We start from the raw sequence: 13,294 nt of genomic DNA, 5'->3' as shown, positions 1-13,294 counted from the left end.
GGCAAGCTTAACCGTGTAGGGGAGGCGAAGGGAAACCGAGTCTGATAAGGGCGCATAGTCGCGGGCAGTAGACCCGAAACCGGGTGATCTAGTCATGGCCAGGGTGAAGGTGCCGTAACAGGTACTGGAGGCCCGAACCCACGTCTGTTGCAAAAGACGGGGATGAGCTGTGATTAGGAGTGAAAAGCTAATCGAACCCGGAGATAGCTGGTTCTCCTCGAAAGCTATTTAGGTAGCGCCTCATATGTATCCTCTTGGGGGTAGAGCACTGTTATGGCTAGCGGTCCATCGCGGATTAGCAAACCATTGCAAACTCCGAATACCAAGACGGACTGTATGGGAGACACACGGCGGGTGCTAACGTCCGTCGTGAAAAGGGAAACAACCCAGACCCACAGCTAAGGTCCCAAATTTCGTGCTAAGTGGAAAACGATGTGGAAAGGCACAGACAGCCAGGAGGTTGGCTTAGAAGCAGCCACCCTTTAAAGAAAGCGTAATAGCTCACTGGTCGAGTCGGTCTGCGCGGAAGATTTAACGGGGCTAAGCACGAAACCGAAGCTTGGGGTGCATCGCGATAAGCGATGCGCGGTAGAGGAGCGTTCCGTAAGCCTGCGAAGGTGGATTGAGAAGTCCGCTGGAGGTATCGGAAGTGCGAATGCTGACATGAGTAACGATAATGCGGGTGAAAAGCCCGCACGCCGAAAGCCCAAGGTTTCCTTGCGCAACGTTAATCGACGCAGGGTTAGTCGGTCCCTAAGGCGAGGGCGAAAGCCGTAGTCGATGGGAAGCAGGTTAATATTCCTGCACCTCGCGTAAGTGCGATGGAGGGACGGAGAAGGTTAGGCAGGCCAGGCGTTGGTTGTCCTGGTGAGAGCGTTGAGGCGGTTCCCTTTGGCAAATCCGGGGGAGCAACGTTGAGACGAAGGACCAGCCCTTTAGGGCGAAGCTGCTGATATCACGCTTCCAGGAAAAGCTCCTAAGCTTCAGCTTACGCAGACCGTACCGTAAACCGACACAGGTGGGTAGGATGAGAATTCTCAGGCGCTTGAGAGAACTCGGGTGAAGGAACTAGGCAAAATAGCACCGTAACTTCGGGAGAAGGTGCGCCTCTTCTGGTGAATAGCTGGGGGAGGCCGAAGTGACCAGGCCGCTGCGACTGTTTATCAAAAACACAGCACTCTGCAAACACGAAAGTGGACGTATAGGGTGTGACGCCTGCCCGGTGCTGGAAGGTTAATTGATGGGGTCAGCCGCAAGGCGAAGCTCTTGATCGAAGCCCCAGTAAACGGCGGCCGTAACTATAACGGTCCTAAGGTAGCGAAATTCCTTGTCGGGTAAGTTCCGACCTGCACGAATGGCGTAACGACAGCGGCGCTGTCTCCACCCGAGACTCAGTGAAATTGAAATCGCTGTGAAGATGCAGCGTTCCCGTGGCAAGACGGAAAGACCCCGTGAACCTTTACTATAGCTTTACATTGAACGTTGAGTTCGTCTGTGTAGGATAGGTGGGAGGCTATGAAACTGTGGCGCTAGCTGCAGTGGAGCCAACCTTGAAATACCACCCTGATGTGCTTGACGTTCTAACCTAGGTCCGTTATCCGGATCGGGGACCATGTATGGTGGGTAGTTTGACTGGGGCGGTCTCCTCCCAAAGAGTAACGGAGGAGCACGAAGGTACGCTCAGCGCGGTCGGACATCGCGCACTGTGTGCAAAGGCATAAGCGTGCTTGACTGCAAGATCGACGGATCAAGCAGGTACGAAAGTAGGTCTTAGTGATCCGGTGGTTCTGTATGGAAGGGCCATCGCTCAACGGATAAAAGGTACTCCGGGGATAACAGGCTGATACCGCCCAAGAGTTCATATCGACGGCGGTGTTTGGCACCTCGATGTCGGCTCATCACATCCTGGGGCTGTAGTCGGTCCCAAGGGTATGGCTGTTCGCCATTTAAAGTGGTACGCGAGCTGGGTTCAGAACGTCGTGAGACAGTTCGGTCCCTATCTGCCATGGGCGTTGGAGATTTGAGAGGGGCTGCTCCTAGTACGAGAGGACCGGAGTGGACGAACCTCTGGTGTTCCGGTTGTCACGCCAGTGGCACTGCCGGGTAGCTATGTTCGGAAGCGATAACCGCTGAAAGCATCTAAGCGGGAAGCGCGCCTCAAGATGAGATCTCCCGGGACACAAGTCCCCTAAAGGAACCATCAAGACTAGGTGGTTGATAGGTCAGGTGTGTAAGCGCTGTAAGGCGTTGAGCTAACTGATACTAATGATCCGTGTGGCTTGACCATATAACCTCAAGTGGCTTCGCCCTAGCGAAGACCACCTTAGCCTCGACGCACGTCGATGCTCACTAATCGCTCTCTACATCACAAGTAACTACGCGAGACTGAGCGCCTGATCCAGCTGTATCGGATGGCGACGCTCCAACGGTCTCCCTGGTGAAATTAGCGCTGTGGTCCCACCCGATCCCATCCCGAACTCGGAAGTGAAACGCAGCTGCGCCGATGGTAGTGTGGCTTAAGCCATGCAAGAGTAGGTCATCGCCAGGGCCTTACCCCAGACCCCCTCAGATCTCACGATCTGAGGGGGTCTTCTTTTGCGCATGGGAAAAGCAAAGCCCCTGCGCGGCGTCGGGCGATCGAGCGGCGCGGCAAGGCGACGAGGCGCCGAGGCACCGGAAATGTGCGGATGGCTGGAAGCGGAGTGCCGGCACGGCCACGTGCTGCACAGGGCCGCACACCGTGAGCCAGGCACGGCCGCGTATGCCGATGCATAGAGCCCGCGGGCCTGCGGTGGGCTGGCTGATCTGCACCTCCGAAGCCCAGTATCTGCGGGGCAAAGCAATGGAATGCGCGGGTGGCCATCGCACCTAAGATGCTGCCAACAGCATTGATCATCCTTGAAACGGCGCCAGTTTTCGCCGCCAGCCGCAGACGTTGTTGCGTGCGCCAGGTGCTCGATAAGCGGTGCAGCAGATCGGGCCGCCGATGCGGGGGGCGCTGCATCCGATGACGGGTGCCCGATGGAGCTCGCCTGCAATGGACCGCGCCGCCCTTCGCCCTGCGCCCGACGCCGCGCTGATGCCAAGGCGCGGCGAACGAGCGTGAGGAGGGACGTAGCCGGCTGAGCTGCCTTGCTTGTCGGATGTCACCGCACGACTCTGCGGAGCGGTCGGGCGCTGCTAAAGCGGGCTTACTTCGTGGCGCTCAGTGCTGTGGCGGTCCATGTCCGCCGGCGGTGTCTGCTCGCCAGGCCTGGCCAGGGTCGCGGCTGGCCGCTAATCGCTGGGTGTCGGGCCAGTGGGCACTAGTGGGCGGGAGGGAGCGTCACCGGCCGATCGCGCAGGCGCGGATGCGAAGGCACGGCGTCCGGCGTGGGTCTGACGGGAGGGTCGTTGCGGCCGAGCCAGTTGTACCAGTGGTAGCGGGCGATGCCGAGCCACTCGACGGCGGCCAGGTCGCTGATCAGCAGGTTGTAGCTGTTGGGCAGCCAGGAGGCGAACGGCGCGGTGTAGTCGCTGCGCGCCGGGGTGGGCTGCAGGCCGAAATGGCGGAAGTACAGCAGGCTGCGGCGCATGTGCAGGCCCGAAGTGACCAGGACCAGCGGTCCATGCGCCCTGCTCGAGAGCAGGCGGGCGGTGAACTTGGCGTTCTCGAAGGTGTTGCGCGAGGCTTCCTCCTTCAATACGTCCTCGGCCGGCACGCCGGCCTCTTCGATGAGCGACGCATAGAGCTCGGCTTCGCTGTTGCCGAGGCCGGCCGGGTCGCCGCCGGACACCAGCACCTTGCAGCCCTGCGTGGCGGCCTTGCATGCGTCGAACAGCTGCACCGCGCGCAGGATGCGGCTGTAGGCCAGTGACTGCGGTTCGATGCCGCCTTCGTGCGGCAGCCGCTGCATGCCCATGCCCAGCACGATGATCACCGCGTCCGGCTGCCAGTCCACGCGTGCCGGCGCGCGTTGGCCGGCCTGGGTAGCGTCGACGATCCAGCCGGCCAGTACGCCATTGCCCAGCAGCCAGAACACCAGGAACCAGGCCACGCCGACAGCACGCGCGATGCGCGGGCGACGCAGCCGAAAGAGCAGCGCCGTCAGCAGGACGCCGAAGGCAAGAAACAGCAGCGACATCACGCAGGTCCCTGGGGCGATGCGTGCATGGTCGCAGATCGCGGCGGCACCTTGGGAGCATCGCGTGAAGGCGATGCGAGCGGCAATCCACAAACAGTTGACGTCTTCGCGACCAGGATCGTGAGTCCCTTCGCCCGCCACCTGGAGCAGCACGCCATGGCCGCACGCAAACCCATCCCCAAGCCCGCCAACCCGCCCGCCGACCAAGGCGCCGTCACACGCGGCGAAGGCGACGAGCTCCACCAGCAGGCCGGCGGCACGCATCCCGCACTGACCACCAACCAGGGCATCCCGGTCAGCGACAACCAGAACTCGCTCAAGGCCGGCCCGCGCGGACCGACGTTGCTCGAAGATTTCATCCTGCGCGAGAAGATCACCCACTTCGACCATGAGCGCATCCCCGAGCGCATCGTGCATGCCCGCGGGACCGCGGCGCACGGCTATTTCGAGCTGACCAAGTCGCTGTCCAAGTACACCACCGCCAAGCTCCTGACCGAGACCGGGGTGAAGACGCCGGTGTTCACGCGCTTTTCGACCGTGGCCGGCGGCGCGGGCTCGGTGGATACGCCGCGCGACGTGCGCGGCTTCGCGGTCAAGTTCTATACCAAGGAGGGCAACTGGGATCTGGTGGGTAACAACATCCCGGTGTTCTTCATCCAGGACGCGATCAAGTTCCCCGATCTGATCCACTCGGTGAAGATGGAGCCGGACCGCGGCTTCCCGCAGGCGGCCAGCGCGCACGACACCTTCTGGGACTTCATCTCGCTCACGCCCGAGTCGATGCACATGATCATGTGGGCGATGAGCGACCGCGCCATCCCGCGTTCGCTGCGCATGATCGAAGGCTTCGGCATCCACAGCTTCCGTCTGCTGGACGCGCAGGGCAACAGCACCTTCGTGAAGTTCCACTGGCGGCCCAAGCTGGGCCTGCAGTCGCACGTCTGGGACGAGGCGGTCAAGGTGGCCGGCGCGGATCCTGACTTCCAGCGCCGCGACATGTTCGAGGCGATCAGCAGCGGCGACTTCCCGGAATGGGAGCTGGGCGTGCAGCTGTTCACCGAGGAACAGGCGGCGCAGTTCCCGTTCGATCACCTGGACCCGACCAAGCTGATCCCGGAGGAGACCATCCCGCTGCAGATCATCGGGCGCATGGTGCTGGACCGCTGGCCGGACAACTTCTTCGCCGAGACCGAGCAGGTGGCCTACTGCCCGGCCAACATCGTGCCCGGCATCGACTTCTCCAACGATCCGCTGCTGCAGGGACGGCTGTTCTCGTACCTGGACACGCAGCTCTCGCGGCTGGGCTCGCCCAACTTCCATCAGCTGCCGATCAACGCGCCCAAGTGCCCGTTCCACAACAACCAGCGCGACGGCCACATGCAGATGGGCGTGCCGAAGGGGCGCGTGGCCTATGAGCCGTCCTCGCTGCAGGAAGACAGCCCGCGCGAGACGCCGGCCGGCTTCCGCAGCCACGCGATGGTCGATGATGGCGCCAAGGGCCGCGTGCGGCCGGAAAGCTTCGCCGACCACTACAGCCAGGCGCGGCTGTTCTACCGCAGCCAGACCAAGCCCGAGCAGGCGCATCTGGCGTCGGCGCTGGTGTTCGAACTGTCCAAGGTCGAGACGGCGCATGTGCGTGAAGCCGTGATCGGTCATCTGCGCCACGTCGATGCCGACCTGGCCCAGCGCGTGGCCAATGGCCTGGGCCTGGATACGCTGCCGCCGCCGGCGCAGGCCAAGGTCGAACCGATCGACATGCCGCTCTCGCCGGCGCTGCAGCTGATCGGCAAGATGAAGGACACGCTCAAGGGCCGCACGGTCGGCATCCTGGTGCATGACGGCTCGGACGTGGGCACCGTCAAGGCATTGCAGAAGGCGGCCAAGGACGCGGGCGCGACGGTCAAGCTGGTGGCGCCCAAGCTGGGCGTGGCGCTGTCGGACGGCCGGAAGGTCAGCGCCGATGGTCAGCTGGCGGGCACGCCGTCGTTCGTGTTCGATGCGGTCGCGGTGGTGCTGTCGGCCGACGCCGGCAAGGCGCTGGCCAAGGATTCGGCGGCGATCGATTTCGTCAGCAACGCCTGGGCGCATCTGAAGGCCATCGCCAGCGATGCGGGCGCCGCGCCGCTGCTAAAAGCCGGCAACGTCGGCAAGGACGCGGGTATCGTCGATGCGGCCGACACCAAGGGCTTTATCGCCGCGGCCAAGACGCGGCAATGGGCGCGTGAGCCGAAGCTGCGCATGCTGGCCTAAAGTTTTCGCCAAGCATGGCCCGACGGGCACGCCGGCTTCTGCCGGCGTGCCCTTGTCGTTTCAGGCGATGCGAAGCGCACCCGGATGTCGTGACCTGTTCAGCGATTCACTGCGCGGCCATCACGTGCGGCTCAGTAAATCTGAGCCACGCATTCTCTCCATCCGACCACCATGGCCGACCTCGCAGTGCAATCCGACGTTCTCGTCGCCATCCTGCTCGCCGCGCTTCTTGCCGCCGTCCTCGTCCTGCTGGTCCAGCCCTTGTTCGGCGGCCGCAAGCGCGCACTGCACGACGCCGACTGGGAACCGGAGCGCCAGCAGCTGGCCGTGGATCTGGACCAGTGGGCGGCTGACCTGCGCGTGCTGGCCACCTCGCTGCGCCTGGGCCACTGGGGCGATGTGCGCTACGCGCTGCAGTGGCGCACGCTGGATCCGCCCGCTTCGTTGGTGGACGCGCTGGACTGGGATTCGATCAGCGGCCAGCGGGCGGAGGTGCTGGCGCTGTCCAAGGTGATCGGCCACGCCGACGAGCTGGCGCAGATCGCGGTGATGACCGACCAGGTGGCGATGCTGCAGGGCGGCGCCGCAGTCACGCGCGACACCGTGACCTACGCCGCGGCCGACTATGCCAATGCGTTGCTGGTGCTGGCCGACGCCGCGGCCAAGGCACGTGCCGAACTGCGCCCGGACGCACGGGTCGCGGCGATCGCCCAGCCGACCGGTTGAGCGCGCGGCTGCTTATCGTCTTGTCACACATCGCGGCGTTGGGCCCTGTTGCTGGCGGTACACCGATCCTTGTGCACGAGTGCGAGAGAGGCCTCGTGTGCGCCTTCGGTTGTCGACCGCAGGTCCGGCGGATGCACATCCGCCTCGCTGGCGTCGTGCTGTCCCATCCGCGCCTCGTCCCGCGCATGACGTCTCTGCGAAGCGGACAGGGGAAGCATTGATGTGGCCAGTCTCGCGCGTCTTCGAGCGCGCCAAGCTCAGGCACGCCAAGCGCGAAGCCTTGACCGCGCGTCGGCTGCGCAGTGCGGCGCAGGCCAGGGCGGACGAGGAAGCGCATCGGCTGTGGATGGCGGCGGCCCAATGCAGCTGCGTGCTCGAGCGACTGCGTCGCCGTGTCGGTGCGCGGGACCAGGACGGGCGCCTGCTCGAACAGGCGCGCAGGCTGGCGCTGTTCGAACTCGATGCCGAGCGCGCGATTGCCGCACTGCGGATGCGGGTGCTCCAGGGCACCCATAGCATCGACGAGCAGCGGGCGCGTTCGGTCACCGCGCGTGACCACCTGGAAACGGCGGCCGACGAGCTGGAACTGCGCGCCAATCTGGTCGATGCCGGGCAACAGGCGCGCCAGCTGCGCAAGCACTCCGAGGTGCTGCTGAGCGAAAGCAGACAACATCTACTCGCCACCTGCGCGCCACAAGAGATGTAGCTGCCCACACGCGAAGCGTCAGCACCGCGCGAAGACGTCCTGACCTCAACGCCACATCGCTGAGCGAAGAGAAAACGCGATGCGTTCAAGCAGCAGTAAGTGGTCTCGCCTTCACCCGGCATGGGCGGGGGCGCAGCGATGGTATCGGCACACTTCCAGGACCTGCCCCTATGCGCGCCTTCCAACAACGGCACACCCTGCTGCTGGTCGATGACGACTACACGATTGCCACGGCGACCGGTGAATATCTCGAATCGATCGGCTACGACGTCGACTACGCCCACGACGGACTCGAAGGCCTGCGCCTGGCCAGCGAGCAGCACTACGACGTGATCCTGCTAGACGGCAAGATGCCGCGCATGGACGGGCTGGATGTCTGCCGTGCGTTCCGCCGCGAGGTCAAGCGCAGCACGCCGATCATCTTCCTGTCGGGCCGCGAGCGGGTCGAGGATCGCGTGACCGGCATCGAGGCCGGCGCGGACGACTACCTGGTCAAGCCATATGCCCTGCCGGAACTGCAGGCCCGCCTGAACGCGCTGATCAAGCGCCAGCGCCGTCAGCTGGCGGGCACGCGGCTGACGGTCGGCGATCTGACCCTGGAGACGGAGAACTACACGGTCAAGCGCGCCGGCCAGCGGCTGTCGCTCTCGCCGATCCAGTTTCAGCTGCTGGCGGTGCTGATGCGGCATTCGCCGGCGATCGTCACCCGGGCCCAGCTGGAGCGCGAGATCTGGGGCAGCGACCTGCCGGACTCGGACACGCTGCGCAGCCACATCTACAATCTGCGCAAGGTCATCGACAAGCCGTTCGATAGCCCGCTGCTGCACACCCACCTGACCTTCGGCTTCCGTCTGGCGCCAGTGGACCAGCCGCTGCCATCGACGCAGGCCGAGACCGATTCGGCCGCCGTGGCGGCCTGAGACGGCCCCTGGGCCCGGCGTCGGTCCCTTCCCACTCACCAAGGATTGCGCTTGCCCCAGGAAACCGCACCCGGCTTCAAGTCCCCGGCGATCGACGACCTGCGCCTGAAGGGTCACAAGTCGGACATCTTCTTCGCGGCGGTGGAAACCACCCGCATGCCGATGATCGTCACCGACCCGCACCAGCCCGACAACCCGATCATCTTCGCCAATCGCGCCTTCATCGAGATGACCGGCTACAGCGCCGAAGAGCTGGTCGGGCGTAACTGCCGTTTCCTGCAGGGCAAGGACACCGACCGGGCCACGGTCGCGGCGATACGCGAATCGGTGGCGCAGAACCGCGAGTTCGCCGCGGAGATCCTGAACTACCGCAAGGACGGCACCTCGTTCTGGAACGCCTTGTTCACCTCGCCGGTGTTCGACGAGCAGGGCAATCTGATCTTCTTCTTCGGTTCGCAGCTGGACGTCAGCCGCCGCCGCGACGCCGAGGTCGCACTGCGCCAGGCGCAGAAGATGGAAGCGGTCGGCCAGCTGACCGGCGGCATCGCGCACGACTTCAACAATCTGCTCCAGGTCATGAGCGGGCACCTGGAGCTGCTGGGGATGCTCAACAGCGCCGAGAAGCCGGACCAGGCGCGCATCGAGGCCGGCATCGCGCGTGCGCAGGCCGCCGCCAAGAAGGCCGCCACGCTGACCCAGCAGCTGCTCGCATTCGCGCGTCGCCAGCGGCTGGAGGGCCGGACCACCAACCTCAACACGCTGGTGTCGGGAATGATCGACCTCGCGCACCGCTCGCTGGGCGACGATGTCGAGCTGGTCACCCACCTGGACGCCTCGCTGTGGAACGCCAAGCTGGACAGCACCCAGGCCGAGGTGGCGCTGCTGAACATCCTGCTCAATGCGCGCGACGCGATGGAGGATCGCCCGCAGCGGCAGGTGACCATCGAGACGGCCAACGTGGAGGTGGACCAGAGCGATCTCAGCAGCCCCGACTTCCATCATCTGGCGCCGGGTCACTATGTCAGCGTGGCCGTGACCGACACCGGCTGCGGTATGCCGCTGGACATCCAGCAGCGCGTGCTGGAGCCGTTCTTCACCACCAAGGAGGAAGGCAAGGGCACCGGGCTGGGCATGAGCATGGTGTACGGCTTCGTCAAGCAGTCCGGCGGCGCGGTGCGCATCTATTCGGAGGTGGATCGGGGCAGCACGATCCGGCTGTATTTCCCGGCCCAGCCCAGCGAAGGCGGCAAGCCGCAGCTGCCCGAACCGCGGGCCAGCGGCCGCGGCGGCAGCGAACGGATCCTGATCGTGGAGGACCGTGAGGAGGTCGCGGCGGTGGCGCAGATGTTCCTGGAAGCGGCCGGCTATCAGACCGAGGTCGCCAGCAACGCGGCGCAGGCGCTGGAGCTGCTGAAGGCGAGCGACCCGTTCAATCTGCTGTTCACCGACCTGATCATGCCGGGCGGCATGAATGGCGTGGTGCTGGCCCATGAGGTCATGCGGCGCAGCCCGGCGACCAAGGTCATCCTCACCACCGGCTATGCCGAGAACACGCTGGCGCGCAGCGACGCCGAAGGCGCGCAGTTCGACGTGATCAACAAGCCCTATACCCAGCGCGACCTGCTCAAGCTGGTCCGTCAGGTGCTGGACGGCCCGACCGGCGTGGGCTGAGCTGCGGCGGCGGCTGCGCCATCAAGCAGCTGCGAGACGACGAGGCCCCGAAAGGGGCCTTTTCGTTGGCGCGACCGATCCGTGAGCCGCCTTGACGCGCCCGCCAGACGGCGCGTAAGGTGCGTCCGTCGTGGTTCCATCGCTTCATCCACATGAAGCGATGGATTAAACGGGAATCCGGTGAAGGCGCGCCCCGTGCGCGTCCATTCCGGAGCTGCCCCGCAGCGGTCATTGGAAACGAAGCCTGCCAACAGCACTGGTCCGCGCCGCAAGGCATCGGGCCGGGAAGCGGCAGGGAGTAGGGGGTGCGGACCCGTTCCGCGCCGTGTCCATGAGCCCGAAGACCGGCCCCGGCCGGAGGACCCTGCTCGGTCTTCCGCTTCGACCTGGCACCGCTCGCGGGAGCGGCACGGGCGCGTGATGCGGCGGGCGCGAGGCCCGGTGCCGCAGGCGTGCGCGTGTGGAGGTTTCCGCGCACGGGGCCGGTTCGCCCGCGGGGGCGAAGGTCGCTGGCATGGCACGTTGCAGCCGCAGGGCTGTAAGGCGTGGCGTGCGGTTCCTTCGTTCCTCAATGCCCACACGCAATGAGGATCCATTCAATGACCAGCGTCACCAACCTCGGCTTTCCGCGCATCGGACCACGCCGTGAACTCAAGCACGCCCTGGAGCGCTACTGGAAGGGCGAGGACAGCGCCGACACGCTGCAGGCTACCGCTGCGGCCCTGCGCGCACAGCACTGGCAGCTGCAGCGGCAGGCCGGCGCCGACGTCCTGCCCAGCAACGACTTCTCGCTCTACGACCATGTGCTGGACACGGCGTTCCTGTTCGACGCCCTCCCGCAGCGTTATCGCGCCCTGGCCGACGTCGACCCGTTGGCCGGCTACTTCGCCATGGCGCGCGGCGTGCAGACCGGCGGCATCGACCTGCGCGCGCTGGAGATGACCAAGTGGTTCGACACCAACTACCACTACATCGTCCCCGAGCTGCATGCCGGCCAGCAGTTCGCCCTGCGCGGCGACAAGCCGGTGGCGCAGTTCCTGGAGGCCAGGGCCGCCGGCTTCGACACGCGTCCGGTGCTGCTGGGGCCGGTGAGCTTCCTCCTGCTGTCCAAGACCACCGATGGCAGCGACCGGCTGGCACTGCTCGAGCGCCTGCTGCCGGTGTACGCGCAGCTGCTCGAACGCCTGCATGCCGCCGGCGCGGCCTGGGTGCAGATCGACGAACCCACGCTGGTGCTGGACCTGGACGAGGCGGCGAAGGCGGCTTTCGCCCGCGCCTATGCGTTCCTGGCCCAGGCGCCGCGCTCCAGGCTGCTGCTGACCACCTACTTCGGCGCACTGGGCGACAACCTGGACCTGGTCGCGCGGCTGCAGGTCGAGGGTCTGCACGTGGACCTGGTGCGCGCGCCGGAACAGCTCGACGCGGTGCTGCAGGCCTGGCCCAAGGGCCGCGTGCTCTCGGCCGGCCTGGTCAACGGGCGCAATGTCTGGCGCACCCACCTGGACAACGCGCTGACGCTGGCGCGCTATGCGCAAGGGCACGTCGGCGCCGACAACCTGTGGCTGGCGCCGTCGTGCGCGCTGCTGCATGTGCCGGTGGACCTGGAGCAGGAGAAGGCGCTCGATGCCGAACTCAAGTCCTGGCTGTCCTTCGCCCGGCAGAAGCTGGGCGAGCTGCGCGTGCTGGCCGACGCGCTGGACGGACGCGAAGGCGCGGAAGGCCCGCTGGCGCAGCAGCGCGCCCGCCTGGAATCGCGCCGCCAGTCGGCGCGCGTGCATCGGCCCGAGGTGGCCCGGCGCCTGGCCACGCTGAGCGAGGCCGACAGCCGGCGCGCCTCGCCTTACGCCCAGCGCCGTCTGCTGCAGGAGCAGGCGTTCGGGCTGCCGGTGTATCCGACCACCACCATCGGCTCGTTCCCGCAGACCCAGCAGGTGCGTCAGGCGCGCGCCCAGCACAAGGCGGGCAAGCTGTCCGACGCCGACTACGAGACCTTCCTGGAGGCCGAGACCGAGCGCTGCGTGCGCTTCCAGGAACGCATCGGCCTGGACGTGCTGGTGCACGGCGAGTACGAGCGCAACGACATGGTCGAGTACTTCGGCGAGCAGCTGGACGGCTTCGCCTTCACCAAGCTGGGCTGGGTGCAGAGCTACGGCAGCCGCTGCGTCAAGCCGCCGATCATCTTCGGCGACGTGGTGCGCCCGAAGCCGATGACCGTGCGCTGGTCGCGCTACGCCCAGTCGCTGACCCAGCGGCCGATGAAGGGCATGCTGACCGGCCCGGTGACGGTGCTGCAGTGGTCGTTCGTGCGCGACGACCAGGCCCGCAGCGAGACCTGCCGGCAGATCGCGCTGGCCCTGCGCGATGAGGTCAACGACCTGGAGGCCGCCGGCATCGGCATCATCCAGATCGACGAGCCGGCCATCCGCGAAGGCCTGCCGCTGCGCCGCGATGCGTGGTCGGACTACCTGAATTGGGCGATCGAGGCCTTCCGTATCTGCGCCAGCGGCGTGGGCGACGCGACCCAGATCCACACCCACATGTGCTATTCGGAGTTCAACGACATCATCGATGCGGTGGCGGCGATGGATGCGGATGTGATCTCGATCGAGACCTCGCGCTCGCGCATGGAGCTGCTCGATGCGTTCGTGCGGTTCCGCTATCCCAACGGCATCGGCCCGGGCGTGTACGACATCCACTCCCCGCGCGTGCCCTCGGTGGAGGAAATGGTGGAACTGCTGCGCAAGGCGCGGGCGGTGCTCAGCCCGCAGCAGCTGTGGGTCAACCCGGACTGCGGCCTGAAGACCCGCGGCTGGGACGAGACGCGCCATGCGCTGGAGCAGATGGTGGAAGCCGCAGGCCGCCTGCGCGCGGATCTGGCCCAGGCGGCCTGATGCGCG

General features: G+C 65.6%; 7 protein-coding genes, 2 rRNA genes and 1 riboswitch (1 of these 10 only partly in view). Of the genes, 8 read left to right on the top strand and 1 reads right to left on the bottom strand.

Annotated elements, in window-relative coordinates; genetic code table 11:
* Both QE438_RS14315 and rrf read left to right on the top strand, forming a co-directional pair.
* Positions 1-2,287, top strand: a 23S ribosomal RNA gene (locus QE438_RS14315); it begins 582 nt to the left of the window's first position.
* A 146-nt stretch (positions 2,288-2,433) separates the two neighbouring features.
* Positions 2,434-2,548: ribosomal RNA gene (rrf, locus tag QE438_RS14310) — 5S ribosomal RNA — on the top strand.
* A gap of 757 nt (positions 2,549-3,305) precedes the next feature.
* Here rrf and QE438_RS14305 read toward each other — a convergent pair.
* Positions 3,306-4,124 carry a YdcF family protein gene (locus QE438_RS14305; RefSeq protein ID WP_306994753.1) on the bottom strand — a complete coding sequence of 273 codons (819 nt, stop codon included), beginning with the start codon at positions 4,122-4,124 and terminating at the stop codon, positions 3,306-3,308.
* 156 nt (positions 4,125-4,280) lie between these two features.
* Here QE438_RS14305 and QE438_RS14300 point away from each other — a divergent pair, with 156 nt between their 5' ends.
* The 6 genes from QE438_RS14300 (at position 4,281) to metE (ending at position 13,288) form a co-directional block, all read left to right on the top strand.
* Complete coding sequence (locus QE438_RS14300; RefSeq protein WP_306996277.1) at positions 4,281-6,374, top strand: catalase; 2,094 nt, start codon at positions 4,281-4,283, stop codon at positions 6,372-6,374.
* A gap of 171 nt (positions 6,375-6,545) precedes the next feature.
* The gene (locus QE438_RS14295) at positions 6,546-7,100 is read left to right on the top strand and encodes a hypothetical protein (RefSeq protein WP_130531866.1); all 555 of its coding nucleotides are present in this window, start codon (positions 6,546-6,548) and stop codon (positions 7,098-7,100) included.
* A gap of 280 nt (positions 7,101-7,380) precedes the next feature.
* A complete protein-coding gene (locus tag QE438_RS14290) occupies positions 7,381-7,806 on the top strand; it encodes a hypothetical protein (protein WP_306994757.1) in 426 nt (141 codons plus the stop codon).
* Positions 7,807-7,976: 170 nt separating this feature from the next.
* Positions 7,977-8,726 carry a response regulator transcription factor gene (locus tag QE438_RS14285; RefSeq protein ID WP_306994759.1) on the top strand — a complete coding sequence of 250 codons (750 nt, stop codon included), beginning with the start codon at positions 7,977-7,979 and terminating at the stop codon, positions 8,724-8,726.
* Positions 8,727-8,882: 156 nt separating this feature from the next.
* Positions 8,883-10,397, top strand: a complete 1,515-nt coding sequence (locus QE438_RS14280) for a histidine kinase famiy protein (protein ID WP_306996279.1) — start codon at positions 8,883-8,885, stop codon at positions 10,395-10,397.
* A gap of 114 nt (positions 10,398-10,511) precedes the next feature.
* Positions 10,512-10,765: riboswitch (cobalamin riboswitch) on the top strand.
* 231 nt (positions 10,766-10,996) lie between these two features.
* A complete protein-coding gene (metE, locus tag QE438_RS14275) occupies positions 10,997-13,288 on the top strand; it encodes a 5-methyltetrahydropteroyltriglutamate--homocysteine S-methyltransferase (RefSeq protein ID WP_307184112.1) in 2,292 nt (763 codons plus the stop codon).
* Positions 13,289-13,294 lie beyond the last annotated feature (6 nt).

Source organism: Pseudoxanthomonas sp. SORGH_AS_0997, assembly GCF_031453535.1.
Lineage (GTDB): Bacteria > Pseudomonadota > Gammaproteobacteria > Xanthomonadales > Xanthomonadaceae > Pseudoxanthomonas_A > Pseudoxanthomonas_A winnipegensis.
The sequence above is the reverse complement of the archived record's forward strand: the minus strand, read 5'-3'. Positions and strand labels throughout refer to the sequence as shown.

What these genes read in the sequence shown, in the direction of transcription:
- QE438_RS14300 (WP_306996277.1), top strand. Translation starts at nt 4,281, where the DNA reads ATGGCCGCACGCAAACCCATCCCCAAGCCCGCCAACCCGCCCGCCGAC.
- metE (WP_307184112.1), top strand. Translation starts at nt 10,997, where the DNA reads ATGACCAGCGTCACCAACCTCGGCTTTCCGCGCATCGGACCACGCCGT.
- QE438_RS14280 (WP_306996279.1), top strand. Translation starts at nt 8,883, where the DNA reads ATGCCGATGATCGTCACCGACCCGCACCAGCCCGACAACCCGATCATC.
- QE438_RS14285 (WP_306994759.1), top strand. Translation starts at nt 7,977, where the DNA reads ATGCGCGCCTTCCAACAACGGCACACCCTGCTGCTGGTCGATGACGAC.
- QE438_RS14295 (WP_130531866.1), top strand. Translation starts at nt 6,546, where the DNA reads ATGGCCGACCTCGCAGTGCAATCCGACGTTCTCGTCGCCATCCTGCTC.
- QE438_RS14305 (WP_306994753.1), bottom strand. Translation starts at nt 4,124, where the DNA reads ATGTCGCTGCTGTTTCTTGCCTTCGGCGTCCTGCTGACGGCGCTGCTC.